Origin of the sequence: Acidihalobacter yilgarnensis, from assembly GCF_001753245.1 — a bacterium.
Taxonomy (GTDB): Bacteria; Pseudomonadota; Gammaproteobacteria; order DSM-5130; family Acidihalobacteraceae; genus Acidihalobacter; species Acidihalobacter yilgarnensis.
On sequence record NZ_CP017415.1, the window covers coordinates 698,429 to 714,056 of the forward strand.

The 15,628-nt window shown below is 62.1% G+C and carries 15 protein-coding genes and 1 pseudogene; 7 read left to right on the forward strand and 9 right to left on the reverse strand.

Annotation, left to right across the window (positions count from 1 at the left end; genetic code table 11):
• Positions 1-34 precede the first annotated feature (34 nt).
• The 5 genes from BI364_RS03350 to BI364_RS03370 form a co-directional block, all read right to left on the reverse strand.
• Entirely contained in the window at positions 35-574 is a 540-nt protein-coding gene (locus BI364_RS03350; RefSeq protein ID WP_156782605.1) for a phosphatase PAP2 family protein, read from the reverse strand.
• Positions 561-1,811: a glycosyltransferase family 4 protein gene (locus BI364_RS03355; protein WP_083251129.1), complete on the reverse strand. Its 1,251-nt coding sequence runs from the start codon at positions 1,809-1,811 to the stop codon at positions 561-563. The genes BI364_RS03350 and BI364_RS03355 overlap by 14 nt, the downstream gene beginning before the upstream one ends.
• The gene (locus tag BI364_RS03360; protein ID WP_070077554.1) at positions 1,808-2,608 is read right to left on the reverse strand and encodes a lysophospholipid acyltransferase family protein; all 801 of its coding nucleotides are present in this window, start codon (positions 2,606-2,608) and stop codon (positions 1,808-1,810) included. Before BI364_RS03360 ends, BI364_RS03355 begins: the two co-directional genes overlap by 4 nt.
• The gene (locus BI364_RS03365; protein ID WP_070077555.1) at positions 2,583-3,416 is read right to left on the reverse strand and encodes a GNAT family N-acetyltransferase; all 834 of its coding nucleotides are present in this window, start codon (positions 3,414-3,416) and stop codon (positions 2,583-2,585) included. The genes BI364_RS03360 and BI364_RS03365 overlap by 26 nt, the downstream gene beginning before the upstream one ends.
• Positions 3,417-3,511: 95 nt before the next feature.
• Entirely contained in the window at positions 3,512-3,922 is a 411-nt protein-coding gene (locus BI364_RS03370) for a rhodanese-like domain-containing protein (RefSeq protein WP_070077556.1), read from the reverse strand.
• Positions 3,923-4,024: 102 nt separating this feature from the next.
• On the opposite strand from BI364_RS03370, the gene BI364_RS03375 reads away from it, so the two are divergent.
• Both BI364_RS03375 and BI364_RS03380 read left to right on the forward strand, forming a co-directional pair.
• Positions 4,025-4,795, forward strand: coding sequence for an oxygen-binding di-iron domain-containing protein (locus tag BI364_RS03375; RefSeq protein WP_070079858.1), 771 nt, complete (start codon positions 4,025-4,027; stop codon positions 4,793-4,795).
• A gap of 117 nt (positions 4,796-4,912) precedes the next feature.
• Positions 4,913-6,511 carry a phospholipase C gene (locus BI364_RS03380; protein ID WP_070077557.1) on the forward strand — a complete coding sequence of 533 codons (1,599 nt, stop codon included), beginning with the start codon at positions 4,913-4,915 and terminating at the stop codon, positions 6,509-6,511.
• Between the two features lie 34 nt (positions 6,512-6,545).
• On the opposite strand, the gene BI364_RS03385 is transcribed toward BI364_RS03380, so the two are convergent.
• Positions 6,546-8,645: a thioredoxin domain-containing protein gene (locus BI364_RS03385; protein WP_070077558.1), complete on the reverse strand. Its 2,100-nt coding sequence runs from the start codon at positions 8,643-8,645 to the stop codon at positions 6,546-6,548.
• A 126-nt stretch (positions 8,646-8,771) separates the two neighbouring features.
• On the opposite strand from BI364_RS03385, the gene BI364_RS03390 reads away from it, so the two are divergent.
• Genes BI364_RS03390 through folA form a run of 5 tightly spaced genes read left to right on the forward strand, consistent with a single transcriptional unit; the run spans position 8,772 to position 12,869 of the window.
• Positions 8,772-9,509 (forward strand): phage protein NinX family protein, encoded by a 738-nt coding sequence (locus BI364_RS03390; RefSeq protein WP_070077559.1) that lies wholly within the window; start codon positions 8,772-8,774, stop codon positions 9,507-9,509.
• Between the two features lie 52 nt (positions 9,510-9,561).
• Positions 9,562-10,761, forward strand: coding sequence for a class I SAM-dependent rRNA methyltransferase (locus BI364_RS03395; protein ID WP_456049110.1), 1,200 nt, complete (start codon positions 9,562-9,564; stop codon positions 10,759-10,761).
• Between the two features lie 28 nt (positions 10,762-10,789).
• Positions 10,790-11,587: a prolipoprotein diacylglyceryl transferase gene (lgt, locus tag BI364_RS03400; RefSeq protein ID WP_070077560.1), complete on the forward strand. Its 798-nt coding sequence runs from the start codon at positions 10,790-10,792 to the stop codon at positions 11,585-11,587.
• Positions 11,584-12,378 carry a thymidylate synthase gene (locus BI364_RS03405; RefSeq protein ID WP_070077561.1) on the forward strand — a complete coding sequence of 265 codons (795 nt, stop codon included), beginning with the start codon at positions 11,584-11,586 and terminating at the stop codon, positions 12,376-12,378. Before lgt ends, BI364_RS03405 begins: the two co-directional genes overlap by 4 nt.
• Positions 12,375-12,869: a type 3 dihydrofolate reductase gene (folA, locus tag BI364_RS03410; RefSeq protein WP_070077562.1), complete on the forward strand. Its 495-nt coding sequence runs from the start codon at positions 12,375-12,377 to the stop codon at positions 12,867-12,869. Before BI364_RS03405 ends, folA begins: the two co-directional genes overlap by 4 nt.
• A gap of 337 nt (positions 12,870-13,206) precedes the next feature.
• Here folA and BI364_RS19055 read toward each other — a convergent pair whose 3' ends face one another.
• The 3 genes and pseudogenes from BI364_RS19055 to BI364_RS03420 all read right to left on the reverse strand — a co-directional run bounded on the left by BI364_RS19055 (position 13,207) and on the right by BI364_RS03420 (position 15,169).
• Positions 13,207-13,701, reverse strand: a complete 495-nt coding sequence (locus tag BI364_RS19055; protein ID WP_407639344.1) for a CZB domain-containing protein — start codon at positions 13,699-13,701, stop codon at positions 13,207-13,209.
• A pseudogene (locus BI364_RS19295) lies at positions 13,675-14,676 on the reverse strand (methyl-accepting chemotaxis protein); the annotation flags it as partial. The pseudogene BI364_RS19295 and the gene BI364_RS19055, both read right to left, overlap by 27 nt.
• Positions 14,651-15,169 carry a PAS domain-containing protein gene (locus BI364_RS03420; protein ID WP_070077564.1) on the reverse strand — a complete coding sequence of 173 codons (519 nt, stop codon included), beginning with the start codon at positions 15,167-15,169 and terminating at the stop codon, positions 14,651-14,653. The pseudogene BI364_RS19295 and the gene BI364_RS03420, both read right to left, overlap by 26 nt.
• Between the last annotated feature and the right edge of the window lie 459 nt (positions 15,170-15,628).

Below are 15,628 nucleotides of genomic sequence, written 5' to 3' on the forward strand. Positions count from 1 at the left end.
GGCTTGGCGGCGTAAGCCCGCTGAGAGGCCTAGCCTAGCTGATCATGCCGCCGGAAAAGGCATACAGGCTGGCGGCTGCGGTGAGACTGCCGATCAACGCCCCAGCGATGACGTCGCTGGGGTAATGCAGCCCGAGCACTAGACGCGATAGCGCGACTAGAAGCGTGAACGGGATCACTATGATGGACCACATCGGGTAATAGGCGATGAGGATAATGCTGAAGCCGACGGCGTGCATGGTGTGGCCGGAAGGGAAGCTGAACTCGTCCAGCGGCGCTACGCTTTGCAGAATACCGACCTCGGCTTGGCAGGGTCGTGGACGACTGGTGGTGTGTTTGAGCCAGCGGTAGAGGAATAGCGAGATCAAGCCGACCGCGACCATCTGCAGACTGACTCGTGCGGCTGCGGCGCCGTGTATCAGGGGCAAGGTCAGGATAATGGCATACCAGAAGACGCCGTCGCCCAGGCGGCTGACCGCAGCGAATAGGCGTGCGGGCATCCGCCGGCGATTGGCGCGATTGAACAGGCGGCAGACATGCTGGTCCACCTCAGTCAGACGTTCAAGCAGTCGCATGGCAATCCTCCTCCGGAGACGGGGATCCATCAGGTAGAGCATACTCGTAGAGTAGCGCTTCCAGTTGGTCGGTGATATGTGACCAGTCCAAGGTTTCAGCGGTATGACGTGCTGCGGGCCGTATGCGTTCCAACAATGCGGAGTCGCTTGCGATGTGGGCTGCTTGTGCGTAAAAGGCGGTTTCCTCGCCGAGCGGTGCGAGCAGGCCATTGATGCCGGACTCGATATGTTCACGGCCGGCGGCATAGTCGAAGCCGACGACCGCGAGTCCGCTGGCCATGGCTTCGAGCACGACGTTGCCGAAGGTTTCGCTGATGCTCGGGAAGAGGAAAATATCCGAGCTGGCGTAGTGTCGCGCGAGATCCTCTCCGACACGTGGTCCGGCAAAGATCAAATCCGGGTGATCGCGTCGCAGCGCCATCTCATGCGGCCCGTGGCCGACCAGTACGAAGCGCAGCGACGGCGCATGCGTCTGCATGTGGCGGTAGGTGCTGACCGCTAGGGCGATGTTTTTTTCCGGCGCGAGTCTGCCAACGTACAACACCACGGGGGTTTCGGCGTCGACGCCCCATTCGCGCCGTAATTCCAAGTCACGCCGATGCGGACCGAAGAGTTGGGTGTTGACCCCTCGGGAAATGACCTTCGCGTTGTTGAAGCCCTGCTGGCCAAGTTTTAGCGCCAGCTCGCGAGTAGGCACCAGGGTACTGGATGAGCGGTTATGGAATCGTCGCAACACGGCTCGGATGACGGGCTCCAACCAGCCAAGTCGATAGTGTCGGCTATAGAAATCGAAGCGTGTATGAAAACCGGTAATTGCCGGGATGCCGAGCCGACGGGCGACGCGCAATGCGGCCGCGCCCAGTGGCCCTTCCGTCGCGATATACACGATGGTCGGGCGGAAACGGGCCCATTGACGGTGCAGCGCACGGGCAACCGGCAATCCGAAGCGTAGCCCCCGGTAGCCGGGTATTGGCAGTCCGGGTACGAGACATTCCTCCAGGCCGCCAGCCTCGGGCCGGCTGCGGTCTTGTCCACCCTGACTAGGACGTGTCAGCTGGATGCGATGTCCGCGCTCCAGCAGCCCGCCCGCCCAGTGTCGCAAGGTGTTCGCGACACCATTGATTTCCGGTGGCCAAGTTTCCGTGATCAGGGCGATTCGCAGACGGGGGGGCGAAGCGTCACCTTCCCCGTGAGCCGGGGCGGGGGAGATCGGCAGGTGGTCGGCTAATGCGTTCATGCGCAGTCACCCAAACGACCCATTTGGATGGCGTCGCTGGTCGTGCCGGTGACCTGTGCGTTGACGATATCGTGCGTGGCTCTGGCCAGTACCTTGCGTTCAAGGTCGTCATGCACCGCCAAGGGCTTCAGGAAGGCCAGTTCAACGTGAATAAGAGGCTCTCCGAGCACGCGCCACGCGTGCGCCAGCAGGGTGTCGTCATCGACGAAGGGCGCAATCGGGTGGGGTTCACCATAAGGCGCCCCGATGCGCGGGAGGTAGCGTAAGGCGATTGGCTGTACCGGAACGCCCGCCCGGATGGCAGCGGCGAACAGGCGTGGATGGAATGTACGTACTCGGTCACCTCGCGTGGTGGTCGCCTCGGCAAACAGGACCACACGTCGCCCCCGAATGAGGTGCCAGGTAATCTCTTCGGCTGCCGCATCGGCGCCACCTCGCGCACCTCGGCGGATGAACAAGGTGCCGCCGCGCGTGGCCAGCCAGCCAATGATGGGCCAGCCTCGAACCTCGGATTTGGATAGGAAGCTCACGGGCATCTGCCCGCCGAGCACTGCAATATCGATCCAGGAAATGTGGTTGGCCACCCAGAGTGCGCCGCCTGGCGTCGGCTTTCCCTTGGTCTCGATGCGCAGCCCGAGGATGCGACCGATGCGAGCCCGCCACCAACAGGCGATCGCATCGAACAGGGGGCTAGGAGCTGTCTGTCGCGCGCGGGTGAAGGCGAGCGTAAGCCCCACGCCGAGTGCGGCATGGACGATTAGGCTCAGCAGTTTATAGATACGTCTCAGGTTGCGCATCGACGTGTTGACCGGGGCGGCTCAGGTAGGTCGCGGGCAGGCGCCGCGGCGTGCCGGAGTGGAGGAAGTGCCGGCCATAGCGCGGGTTGAGGCGATCAACCTCAAGCAAAATGAGTAGATCGGCGACATTGAATGCCTTGTCCTCACAGGGTTCTCCGCAAATCCAAGCGCCCAGCCGGAGATAGGCCTTGAGCAACGGCGGAATGCTCAGGGGTGATAGCGTACCACGCCCGGGCATGGTCTCCAGCGGATGGCGGGGTGCAACGCGCAGTTCGGCAGGCGATAGATAGCCCTGTTTGCGGATGCGAGCCATGATCGCATGCGCCTCTTGTCCGCCGTCGCGCAGTCCGATGCTGGCGCAGCCGATCATGTAGTCCACGCGATGGATGCTCATGAAGCGGCCGAGTGCGGACCACAATACGCTAATCGCGACACCGTTGCGGTAGTCCGGGTGGATGCAGGTACGGCCTATCTCGATGATTCGCCCAGGCAGGCCAAGTATCGGACCCAGGTCGAACTCGGATTCCGAGTAAAAACCGCCTGACAGCCGGGATTGTGTATCCGTCAAAATACGCGTGCTACCGATCACCTCGCCACTACGCGTGTCGCGCACCAGCAGGTGGTGGCAATAGTGATCGAAGCCGTCGGTTTCGAGCCCAGGAGATGTCGAGTGGACCAGCGCGCCCATCTCCTCGGCAAAGATGCGATAGCGTAGTTGCTGCGATTCGCTGACCTGCGAGTCGGTGGTTGCGAGCTCGGCTACCAGGTGCATTTGCACCAGGCTATTGCGGGCCAAATTGTCACCCATGTTCCATCTCCTGTCCGACATTTTCGCCATGCTAGGTGGGCTTGTTGTCAACGCCGTGACCAGGATGTGATGCTTCGATTACACCTTTGGTCCGCTCAGGGCAGGGGGTGCGCATAGTCACCGGATTCCGTCGCATAGTCCTCCGCATCCCATAACTTGAGACCACCTGAGAGGTTTAGAACATGAGAGAAGCCCATTAGTTGCAGATTGTCTGCAGCCAGTGCGCTACGACCTCCGGTATCGCAATAAAGCACGACGGTCTTGTCTCGCGCTTCGTGCAGTGCCGCCACTCGACGGGCATTGTGTGGGTCCGCGGCGCTCTCGATTAACCCGCGTGGAATCAACAGCGCGTCGGGGATGTGGGCCTTCGCATATTCATACGGCTCGCGCGTATCGATGAGTACGAGGTCTTCCCCCGCTTCTAGTCGTTCCGCCAGTTCGTCGGCGCTGATGTCGGTGACGCGCGCGCGCGCGTCGGCAATGAAGTCTGCGAGGGTCTTGTTCATGGGGCTCCGTGTCGATTTTGTTGGCAATTACCGCTTTAAAATAATGGTAATGTACCCGGTTGGGCATGGGGTAAATGTGAATAGCTTATGGAGGTTGGGTCGATGTCGGTAGTGTTGTATGAGCATGGGGACCATCGTTGTCTGGCATTCGGCGACTTGGTGGCAGGCGGTAGCGGCGTGCAGGCTAACCAGTTCGTGATCATAGACGACGGGCAGAGCGCGATCCTCGATCCAGGTGGCGAGCTGACCTTTACCGCATTGACGGTCGAGCTTGGCAGGCATCTGAGTTTGGACAAGCTGACGTATCTGATCGCTTCGCATCAGGATCCGGACATCATCTCCTCGCTGCAAAGCTGGGTGACGCGTACACGGGCAACCGTCGTTTGTTCGAAGCTGTGGTCGCGCTTCCTGCCCCATCTCGTGCCTTCGTATCTTGGTGATCGCGTTGGAGGTAACTGCCTGGCATTGCCGGACGAGGGCATGGACATTCCGCTGGGCCGACATGTACTCAAGGCCATTCCAGCGCACTTTCTGCATTCGGTGGGCAACTTCCATTTTTACGATCCAGTCAGCCGAATCCTGTTTTCTGGCGACATGGGGGCTTCGATGGGTGCAGGCGGCGTTGAGACACCAGTGACGGACTTCGACGCCCATGTCCCGCGTATGCTCGGTTTCCACCAACGCTATATGACCGGTAATCGGGCCTGTCGTCTGTGGGCCGACATGATTCGCAAGCTGGATGTCGAGATGATCGTGCCACAGCACGGGCAGCCGTTCGCCGGTGCGGAGATGATCGGACGCTTTCTGGACTGGATTTCGAAGCTGCAATGCGGTGTTGACCTGATGACGGAACGCGACTACGCCATCCCATAGACTTCGGCGCCCAGCGCCGCATGACACCGAATGTTCACGAACTCGACCCGGCCTTGCCGGGTCTTTCTTGCAGAATGGGCGTGTGCCCGCCAATCGGTGTATTCATTGAGGTGCTGCATGGCTGAATCGCAAGAGCGTATCGATAATGGGCGCCGGCGTCTGCTTAAAACGGCAGGCGCGGCCGCTGCGGGTGTGGTGGCCGCGCCGTGGTTGGCGCCGCTGGCCAAGGCGGCGGGCACGGAGCCACTGAGCGGTCTGCGCGACCGCATCGATCACATCATCGTGATCTACCAGGAAAACCGCAGCTTCGACCATTATTTCGGTACCTACCGCAACCCTAACGGGTATCCGGTCGCCAACCTGCTCGACACGGCGGGGAAAATCGATCGCCGCTTCGACGGTCTGCAGAAGGACCCCGCCGGCGTGGCCTACGGGGTGCTGCCGGTGCCGCTCGACATCCCCGCCTTCGACAGCGCGAGCCTGCCCAACAAGCCGTTCCATCTCGCGCCTTACATCCCTGCCGGCGACAACGTGCCCTGGGACCCAGCGCACCACTTTTTCCGCATGTACGAACAGGTCAACAGCGGCAAGATGGACCGCTTCGTCGGACTCGCGCAGACACGGCACGTCGCCGACATCGAGGCGCAGATCCGGCGCATGCCCAAGGCGGGTACGGCCGCCCATCACGAGGCCGTGGTCAAACTGTTGATGGCGGCATCCAAGCCCTCGGGCGCCGTACTGGGCCATTATCGTCGCGAAGATATCCCCGAATATCACGCGTTGGCCGATGAATACACGCTCTTCGACCACTTCTTCCAGGCCATGTCCGGCGGTTCCACGGGTAACGCGCTGTATTTGGCCGCTGCGCGTTCATGCCAGTGGTCTCAGGCGCCGGCCAAGCTGGAGGGCCAGCTCGATCCACCGATTCTAGACAAGCCCTACGACCGCCACGGTATCCTGATCAACGATCTGCCGCCGCTGCTCGGCCCGACCGAGGCCTGGTACGGTGCGCTCAAGATATCACCGCCGCCGGACGAGCAGCGCTTCGCCAATATCGGCGATCTGCTCAGCCATGCCGGCCAGGACTGGGCTTGGTACGCCGAGGGCTGGGACAAGGTCAAGCCCTGGGCGCTCAAAACCGCCTTCGGTCCGGACGACGGCTCGGCGGTGGTGCAGTCGGATCTCATCTATAACCCGCACCACAATCCCTTCCAGTATTTCCCGCGTTGGCCGGGCTACGTGCGCGGTGGGCATATGCGAGATGTGGCGGATTTTCGCGCCGATACGCGCGACGGCAAACTGCCGCCGGTGAGCTTCATCAAGGCCAGCGCAGCGCATGATGAGCACCCGGAGAATTCCGCGCCGGCCATCGGTATGCATTGGGTAATGGATCGCCTCAAAGAGTTGGCGGCGAGCCCAGCCTGGCATCGTTCGCTGGTGCTGATCACCTATGACGAGGGTGGTGGCTTCTGGGATCACGTTGCCCCGCCGCGCCCGGACGCTTACGGCTGCGGGACGCGCATTCCAGCGTTGATGGTTGGTCCCTACGTGCGCCGTGGGTACGTGGATTCGCACGTGGCTGACACCACCTCCGTGCTGCGCTTGATCGAGCGCCGCTTCGGCTTGCCGAGCCTGACCGCGCGCGACGCTCATGCCTACGATCTGCTGGGGGCGCTCGACTTCGCCCAGCGTCCGCGCGAAGCGATGTTTCTCTAGCGCGAAATCGGTCGCAGCCGTCCGCCGTGCGGCCTCACGTGGGCTTCGCCGCGTCGTCAGCGGCTGGTTCGTCCTCGCGTAGCGCCGCGTTCAGCGATTCCAGGCGGTCGATCACCGGCGCACAATGTGCGCCGTGGCAGTAGTACGCACGTGGCGTGGTGCCGGATGGCTTGTCGGCGAGTGCGGCCGGCAAATCATCCGCGTCGGCTGGGATGGCGAAGGCAAGACGCGAGGGGGCGAAGGGCGTCAGGCTGCGTGCCAGCCATGGCGCGAGCGCTTCGGAGGGGCCGCGCAGGATTACCAGGCTGGTCGGATTGAGCTGTTCCTCAAGCGCATCGAGCAGACTGCAGTGAGCCGAGGGCGCTTGATCGATGGCGCCCGAGGCTGCCGCCAGCGCGCGGTCTGCCGCCTCTAGATAGCGTGGCTCTCCCAGTAGATGTCCGAGTCGGATCAGGGCGCGCGTGGCGACGCCGTAGCCCGAAGGCATGGCTTCATCCGCCATCGGCTTGGGGCGCTGGATCAGGTTTTCATGGTCGTCGGCAGTGAAATAGAAACCACCGTGTTCACCGTCCTCGAAGTGCGCGAGCAGGGTGTCGGCCAGGGTGCGCGCGAAATCGGCCTCGTCGGAACGCCAGCGCAGTTGCAGCAGTTCCAGCAGAGCGTCGATCAGAAAGGCGTAGTCGTCCAGATAAGCGGGCAGGTGCGCGTGTCCATCCTTGCAGGTCGCCAGCAGCCGCCCGTCGCGCCAGAGTACCTCGCGAATGAAGCTGAGGGCACGTTCGGCGCTTTGCGCATAGCCCGGGCGGTTTAGATGACGCGCAGCGATGGCCATGCCGCGGATCATCAAGGCGTTCCAGGCGGTCAGAATTTTGTCGTCAAGGCCGGGCCTGATGCGGGTTTCGCGCAGTGCGAAGAGGTGTTCGCGGGCCGCTGTGAGACGTGCTGTCGCGGCCGCCTCGTCGAATCCGGCCGCGGCGGCTGCTTCAGCCAGTGGGCGCGCGCCGACCAAGTGCCAGCGGCCCTCGAAATTGGCTGGGCCGTCCAGACCGTAGCGTGCCGCGAACAGCGGATAGCCTGCCTCGCCCACGGTATCGCGTACGGTCTCTCGGGTCCAAGCGTAGAAGCGTCCTTCTTCGCCTTCGGAGTCTGCATCCAGCGAGGAGTAGTAGCCGCCCTCCGGCGCTTGCATCTCGCGCATCACCCAAGCCGCGGTTTCTTCCGCCACCGTGCGGAAGTCGGTTCGACCCGTCGCAGCGTGAGCTTGTGCGTAGAGGGCGAGCAGGGGGCCGTTATCGTAGAGCATTTTCTCGAAGTGCGGGATCATCCAGCGCTCGTCGACGGAGTAGCGGGCGAAGCCGCCGCCGAGATGGTCGAATATGCCCCCCTCGGCCATACGTTCCAGTGTGTGTAGCGCCATGCCCAGTGCCTGTTCGTCATCGCGGCCGTCGAGGCGTGCGGATGACCAATGCCGCAGCAAGCGGGTGAGGCTGGCGGTGTGCGGAAACTTGGGCGCAGCCTCGAAGCCTCCCCAGGTGGGATCGTAATGACGGGACAGCTCGGCACGGGCACGGTCGATAGCCATGGCGTTGAGCGGCGTTTCCGCCAGGGCGCGGTTGCCGAGTTGAGCGAGCATGCCGAGCAGCTCGGCGTTCTGCTGATCGATGTCATCGCGGCGTTCGCGGTAAATCTCGGCGAGGCGCTGCAGCAGCTCGGGGAAACCGGGCAGGCCATAGTGGGCGCTCTTCGGGAAGTAGGTGCCGGCGAAGAAGGGCACCTGATCCGGGGTCAGGAAGAGGGTTAGCGGCCAGCCGCCGCCGCGCTGGGTCAGCAGGTGGTGTGCCGTCTGGTAAATACGGTCGATATCGGGCCGCTCCTCGCGGTCGACCTTCACGTTGACGAAGTGCGCGTTCATGATCGCCGCGATAGCGGGATCTTCGAAGGACTCGTGGGCCATGACGTGGCACCAGTGGCAGGCCGAATAACCGATGGACAGTAAGATCGGCTTGTCTTCCGAGCGCGACCGGCACAGCGCCGCCTCGCCCCAGGGATACCAGTCGACCGGGTTGTCCGCGTGCTGCAGCAGATAAGGGCTGGTTTCCTCGGCAAGGCGGTTGGGTGTTGCGCTCGACATCATGGAGATCCGTGTGTGTAGGGTGTTGCATGCACTTTAGCCCAGCGAGACCGGGGCTGTCGCGATGATGGGTATCTCCCGGTTGCGGATGATGTTGCTTAGAGGGCCGCCGACTGATATGAAGTCCATATGGAAACAGACAGACCGGAAACGGCCACGCTGGACGGCTTTGCCCTCGATCTCGCGGTTGCTCAGGCGCTGCGGCTGTCCCCGGAGTTGACCGATGGTGTTGTATCTGTCGATGGCGTGCGTTTTGCGCCCTCGCGAGACTGGGCCGACGGCGGACCACTGATCGAGCGCTTTCGGATGCGTATCCATGTGCTGGAGCTGACCTGGGGACGGGGCGAGACTCTGTGGGCCGCCGAATTTCCAGGTTTCGGTTTCGAGGCTGAGGGTTTCGCGCACGGCTGGAGTACGGGGCCAAATCCGCTGCTGGCGGCGATGCGGGCACTGGCGGCTGCACGCGCACTCCATCGCACGACATCCGTCGCTGAAGGTGACTGGGCCGAGGGTGGGCATCAGGAATCCATAGCCCTGCTGGTCGAGTTGGTGCGTCGAGCCGGTGTGCGGTGCCCAGCCACCCCGATGCGTCTGCAGCGACTGGTGGCGCGATTGCAGCAGGATGGCGTCGACTTGGGCTATCGCTTCGCCGAGCGTCCCTATGGACAGTATTGCGAGGCATTGGCCAGTGACTTGGCGCGGCTTGCAGCACTGGGTGTCCTGAGATTGAGACGAGAGACGGCGGGTGTGTCCAGTTATATGCCTGGCAGCGAGGCGACGGGCTTCGTCGCTGACGCCCGTCGCTACATCGATCGCCACCGGCTTGCGCTAGACCGGCTGCTGCACGATGGCGAGGATACCCCCTGACGCGGGGGCGTTTGCCGTACAATGACCGACCCCTCTTCGGGCTGGAGCTGTTGTGTCTGATATCCCGTTACCCCCGCTTCGGCTCAAGCCGAGGGAAGAACGCCGTCTGCGCGCTGGTCACCTCTGGGTGTTCAGCAATGAGGTCGATGTCGCGCGCACGCCGCTGACGGCCTTTTCACCTGGTGACCCGGTGACCATCGAGGATGCTCAGGGGCATTATCTGGGCACCGGCTACGTCAATCCGCATTCGCTCATCTGCGCGCGGCTGGTCTCGCGCGACCGACGCCATCCTTGGGGCGAGTCGCTGATCGTGCACCGGCTCAAGGTCGCCCTCGCCCTGCGCGAGCGGCTCATCGGTACGCCCTATTACCGCTTGGTTCACGGCGAGGGAGATGCCCTGCCGGGGCTGGTGGTGGATCGCTACGGCGACGTGCTGGTGGTGCAGGTCACGACCGCCGGCATGGAGCGCCAGCTCGACGGCTTGCTCGCGGCGCTGGATAAGGTGGTGCGCCCGACGGCCATCCTGTTGCGCAACGATACTGCGGTGCGCGAGTTGGAAGGCTTGGAGCGCTACGTGCGCCCGGCATTGGGCGAGCCGCCGGAGGAGATTGAAATCGAGGAGGGCGGGCATCGCTTTCGCGCGCCGCTGGGTGCGGGACAGAAGACCGGCTGGTTCTACGATCAACGCGACAACCGCGACCGTCTGGCCCCTTATGTGGCGGGTGCGCGCGTGCTCGACGTGTTCAGTTACGTCGGTGCTTGGGGCGTGCGCGCGGCGCTCGGCGGTGCGAACGAGGTGCTGTGCGTGGACGAATCGCAGACGGCACTGGACTTCGTCGCGCGCAATGCGGCCGACAATGGTGTTGGCGACCGCGTGACCACGCGTCGCGGCGATGCCTTTGAGGTTTTGCGCGCACTGCGCGAGGCCGAGGAGCACTTCGACGTGGTGATTCTCGATCCGCCGGCCTTCATCAAGCGGCGCAAGGATCAGCGTGCCGGCGAGGATGCCTATCGGCGCCTGAACCAATTGGGGATGCAATTGATCGGCCGCGACGGCTTCCTGGTGTCTTGTTCCTGTTCCTATCATCTGCCGCGCGACATCCTGGTTGCCCAGATGTTGCAGAGCGCGCGGCACATCGAGCGTGACCTACAGGTGCTGGCACATGGGCAGCAGTCGGTCGACCACCCCGTGCATCCGGCGATTCAGGAAACGGCCTATCTGAAGGTCGTGTTTTCGCGTGTGCATCGCTGAGCCGACGAGTTTGGTAGCATAAACGGCCATGATTCCCTATCCGCATATCGACCCGATCGCATTTGCCATCGGCCCGGTCAAAATCCACTGGTACGGCATCATGTACCTGGCCGGCTTCGCCGCCTATCTGGCGCTCGGTACCTACCGCGCGCGCAAGCCTGAATCTCCCCTCAAGCCTGAGCAGGTCGGTGACGCGCTGTTCTACGGTGCGCTCGGGGTGGTGCTCGGCGGGCGCATCGGCTACGTACTGTTCTATAACCTGCCGTTCTATCTCGCGCACCCCGCACAGGTGTTCGCGGTATGGGACGGCGGCATGAGCTTCCACGGCGGTATGGTCGGCGTGATCCTCGCGATGGCCTGGTACGCGCGTCGTATCGGCCTGAGGTTATTCCAGGTGACCGATTTCATCGCACCGATGGTGCCAATTGGACTCGCCTGCGGACGGATCGGTAACTTCATCAACGGCGAGTTGTGGGGCAAGGTCACCACGCTGCCCTGGGGCATGGTCTTCCCCAATGCTGGCCCGTTGCCACGTCAGCCGAGCCAGCTCTACGAGTTTTTCTTCGAGGGCGTGGTGCTGTTCACGACGCTGTGGGTGTTCTCGAAAAAACCACGGCCGCTCGGCGCCGTGTCAGGGCTGTTCTTGCTGTTCTACGGCATCTTCCGCTTCCTGGTCGAATTCGTGCGCGAGCCTGACCCGCAGCTCGGTTATCTCGCCTTCGGCTGGGTGACCATGGGGCAGATACTCAGCCTGCCAATGATCCTGGGTGGTGCCGGCCTGTTGATGTGGGCCTACCGCGCACAGCAGAGAGGCAAACCGGCATGAAGCAGTATCTCGATCTGATGCGTCATGTGCTCGAACACGGCACACGCAAGGAAGACCGCACCGGCACCGGCACGTTGTCGGTATTCGGCCACCAGATGCGTTTCGATCTGGCGCAGGGTTTTCCGATGGTTACCACCAAGAAGCTGCACCTGCGTTCGATCATCCACGAACTGCTGTGGTTCCTGCGTGGCGACACCAACATCGGCTATCTGCACGAAAATAAGGTCACCATCTGGGATGAGTGGGCCGACGCGCACGGCGATCTCGGCCCGGTCTACGGCAAGCAATGGCGTTCCTGGGCCACGGCCGATGGCAGTGCGATCGACCAGATCGCGGAGGTCGTCGAGGCGATTCGCCGGACCCCCGACTCGCGGCGACTGATCGTCAGCGCCTGGAACGTCGGCGAGCTGAACCAGATGGCGCTGCCGCCTTGTCATCTGCTGTTCCAGTTCTATGTCGCCGACGGCAAGCTTTCCTGCCAGCTTTACCAGCGCAGTGCCGACATTTTTCTCGGTGTGCCCTTCAACATCGCCTCCTACGCGCTGCTCACGCAGATGATTGCGCAGGTCGTCGGCCTTGCGCCCGGCGACTTCGTGCACACCTTGGGCGACGCGCACCTGTACCTCAATCATCTCGAACAGGCCCGCACGCAGCTTGCGCGCGAACCCCTGCCGCTGCCGCGACTGAGTCTCACTCCAGACGTGAAATCGGTGTTCGACTTCCGCTTCGATGATATCGCCGTCGAGGGTTATCAGAGCCACGCCGCGATCCGCGCGCCGGTGGCAGTGTGAGCCAGCCCATCGTCTCACTGGTATTCGCGGTCGCGCGCAACGGCGTGATCGGCCGTGATAACGATTTGCCCTGGCGCCTGCCCGACGACCTCAAACGCTTCAAGGCCATCACCCTGGGCAAGCCGGTGGTGATGGGACGCAAGACCTTTGAATCCATCGGCCGGCCGCTGCCGGGGCGGGAAAACCGCGTGATCACGCGTCAGCCGGGGTTCGAGGCGCCAGGCTGCCGCGTCTTCGCTAACCTAGAAGAGGCGCTAACCGGTCCAGAGGATGAAGTCATGGTGATCGGCGGCGGGCAGATCTATGCCGAGGCGCTGCCGTTGGCGGGCCGCCTGTACCTCACTGAGGTCGAAGTCGAAGTCGAGGGCGATGCGCATTTTCCCGAGATCGATCCTACCGAATGGCGCGAAGTGAGCCGGGAGGCGCATGCACCCGACGAGCGACATGCGTATGCGTTCGTATTTCGCGTACTGGAGCGGATACGCGACTAACATCTTCGTGCCGGGTTCATCATGGGACTGGCCACGATCCCCGCAAGCGCTGTCTGCGAATATGCCCTGCAGCCCAATCGTATCGGGCTTGAACCTTGATGCCTAGCTGCTCGCTGTCCTCGACGGCCTGCGGCTCACGATGGCGAAAAGTCGGATCGATGACCGTGATGCGGTTGGTGTGGATGGTCCATCTCCATGGGCCGGTCTTTGAGGTGATGAGCGAGTCGTCGAAGGCGCACGATTTCGCGCTGAGCGGGTACTGGACGTGCCGCCATCTTGGATTTTACCCCGATTCGGTCGGGCCGGGTGGCGCTTCGCCCGTCCGGCCCGGCTACGTTCAGGCCGCTGATCGTTGCTGCTCTCCGCGACGTTCCTCGACCATGGCTTCGAGCGTTTCGCCGAGGCGTTCGCTGGCCTGCTCGGTAGCCCGGAAGCTCTTGAGGATGTCGTTCTGCAGTTCTGGATCGTGTTCCCAATCCTGTCCCAGAAGCTCTAGTACACGGGCCAGGTTGCTGTGGATGAAGGTATGTGGCTGTTCCAGCGCGCGGTACTGGCCCAGATTCGAGAAACGTGCGTCGCCCTCGTCGTACCAGCGTCCGAAGCGGCAGTCGTGATGATCCGAGCGAATGGCCGTGGCCTCTCGTGATTCGGTGCCGTTGTAGATCACGAGATAGCCATTTTGCTTATAGATCATATGGTCGACACGGGCGAGTGAGGTGAAGCAAAGATCGCTGGCGTACTGCATCGAATGCGTGGTGGCCTGGGCGGTTTCGGTGAATTGAGTAAACAGCGTTTCGATGCCTGAGACTTGCGAGCCCAACTGTTGCGACATGGTGAGCATGTCTTTGGAGTTGGTCTGCATGGTGGCGGATTCGCGGCGGAAAGTGTCGACGACGCTGCGGGTTTCCTCGGTGGCGCGCTTGGTATTCGCCGCGAGTGCGCGTACCTCGTCGGCGACCACGGCGAAGCCGCGACCGTGCTCGCCGGCACGCGCGGCCTCGATGCTGGCATTGAGTGCAAGCAGATTGGTGTTATCCGCGATCTGGTTGATGAGCTGCATGACCTTGGCGATTTCGTCGCTCATGCGAGTCATCGCCTTCATGGACTCGCGCGATTGTTCGAGCATCTGCTCGGTGCGTTTGAGCGATCCGACCATGTCGCGCACGTTGCTTACGCTGTCCGCTGCCTGCTTGGCATTGGTGCTGGCGATGGCGCTGATGCGGTCGACCTCGTCGTTGATGCGACCGAGGTCGTTTTGGCTCTGCTGCAGGTTGCCCATGGTGTTCTCGGCGTTGAGCTGCTGGAGTTGTGAGAGCAGGGCGTTACGCTGTACGTAGCGCGCATTTTCCTCGATCGCGCTCATGGATTGGTTGATGTTGTTCAATGTGGTGGCGGCGGTGCCGGAAAGACCCACGGCCAGTGCGCGGCGGTAGTATTTACCCTGGCTGACCAAGGTGAAGGTGGTGTTGACCTCGCGAAAAAAAGTCTCGACCTGATCGAGGAACTCGTTGAGTTCCCAAGCGATTTGGCCAACCTCGCCCATCCAGCGGACGTTGGTGATGCGGTTGCTCAGGTTGCCGGCGTGTGCCTCACGGATCACGTGGCGGATGCGGTGCATGGCTTCGACCACCGGCAGGATGGCACGCCATAGATACACGCCGAACAAAAGGCTGATGAAGAGCATCGCCAGCAGCCAGGGGTTGAATCCATCGTGGGTGAGGGCGTCTACGGTAATCGTGATCGCGACGAAGGCCACGAAGCCGGTGATGATGAGCCGGAACTTAGAGACTAAGAATAAACGTTTCATAGGTCATTCCCCGATCCGCAATTATTCGGTTGAGGTGGTCGAGCGAGGCCGATGGGGCCTGGTTGGCGGTCGCAGTGGCTTCGATGGCGCACATCTCGCGGTACAAGCCGGAAACGAATTGCACAGCACCCGCCGTGGGCTTGCGGCGCACCGAGTAGTAGCCCGTGATCTCGGCGTTCGGTCCGCGATCCGCCGTGACGTTGGCGAGCACCCAGTAGTAGTCGCCGCTCTTGCACTGGTTTTTGATGTAGGCGAAGCACTCTTCACCGCTACGGATGGTGTCCCATAGCAGCTTGAATACGCCGCGTGGCATGTCCGGGTGACGCACGATGCTCTGTGGCTGGCCCAATAGTTCGGGTTCGAGATATCCCGAGATGGACATGAATACGCGGTTCGCGTAGGTGATTCGCCCCCGCGGATCGGTCTTCGACACGATGAACGAGTCGGCGGGGAGTATGATCTCCCGCTGAGTTGGAATGGGACGCGATGACATGGCGTCGATCTCTCCTGATAATTGTATGGTTATGGCCCAGGGTATCTTTTAGCAGCTTCACGTTATCCTGCGGCGGATATTGTACTGTCGTTTGTCAGGTTTTATCGGTCGGTCACAGGCAAACATGAACCGGTGACGACCAACGGAAAATCGAAGATGGCGTGCTGGCGCACCCGAGGGGAGTCGTGACGGGTGTGTGGTGCTCGGTTGCGCGTCTGATCGGAGATGGGTGCGATGTGGTGGATACGCGCAGCCCCTTGTGAATGGCGGCGCGGCATCAAGGCGAGGAATGAGGAATGTGTTATTTAGAGTTTAATTTTTTTTAAATCAAATGGATATTCATTGTTCTGTCGGGATTTTCGTTATCGCGATGGATGTCGTCGGGTGCGTTTGCACTCCGATATCTACGGCATAGAATGTTCCGGGGGGAGGCGTCGTGTACCTGATTGATTGGAGGTG

What these genes read in the sequence shown, in the direction of transcription:
- lgt (WP_070077560.1), top strand. Translation starts at nt 10,790, where the DNA reads ATGATTCCCTATCCGCATATCGACCCGATCGCATTTGCCATCGGCCCG.
- BI364_RS03420 (WP_070077564.1), bottom strand. Translation starts at nt 15,169, where the DNA reads ATGTCATCGCGTCCCATTCCAACTCAGCGGGAGATCATACTCCCCGCC.
- BI364_RS03385 (WP_070077558.1), bottom strand. Translation starts at nt 8,645, where the DNA reads ATGATGTCGAGCGCAACACCCAACCGCCTTGCCGAGGAAACCAGCCCT.
- BI364_RS03390 (WP_070077559.1), top strand. Translation starts at nt 8,772, where the DNA reads ATGGAAACAGACAGACCGGAAACGGCCACGCTGGACGGCTTTGCCCTC.
- BI364_RS03380 (WP_070077557.1), top strand. Translation starts at nt 4,913, where the DNA reads ATGGCTGAATCGCAAGAGCGTATCGATAATGGGCGCCGGCGTCTGCTT.
- BI364_RS03375 (WP_070079858.1), top strand. Translation starts at nt 4,025, where the DNA reads ATGTCGGTAGTGTTGTATGAGCATGGGGACCATCGTTGTCTGGCATTC.
- BI364_RS19055 (WP_407639344.1), bottom strand. Translation starts at nt 13,701, where the DNA reads ATGTCGCAACAGTTGGGCTCGCAAGTCTCAGGCATCGAAACGCTGTTT.
- BI364_RS03360 (WP_070077554.1), bottom strand. Translation starts at nt 2,608, where the DNA reads ATGCGCAACCTGAGACGTATCTATAAACTGCTGAGCCTAATCGTCCAT.
- BI364_RS03350 (WP_156782605.1), bottom strand. Translation starts at nt 574, where the DNA reads ATGCGACTGCTTGAACGTCTGACTGAGGTGGACCAGCATGTCTGCCGC.
- BI364_RS03365 (WP_070077555.1), bottom strand. Translation starts at nt 3,416, where the DNA reads ATGGGTGACAATTTGGCCCGCAATAGCCTGGTGCAAATGCACCTGGTA.
- BI364_RS03370 (WP_070077556.1), bottom strand. Translation starts at nt 3,922, where the DNA reads ATGAACAAGACCCTCGCAGACTTCATTGCCGACGCGCGCGCGCGCGTC.
- BI364_RS03355 (WP_083251129.1), bottom strand. Translation starts at nt 1,811, where the DNA reads ATGAACGCATTAGCCGACCACCTGCCGATCTCCCCCGCCCCGGCTCAC.
- BI364_RS03405 (WP_070077561.1), top strand. Translation starts at nt 11,584, where the DNA reads ATGAAGCAGTATCTCGATCTGATGCGTCATGTGCTCGAACACGGCACA.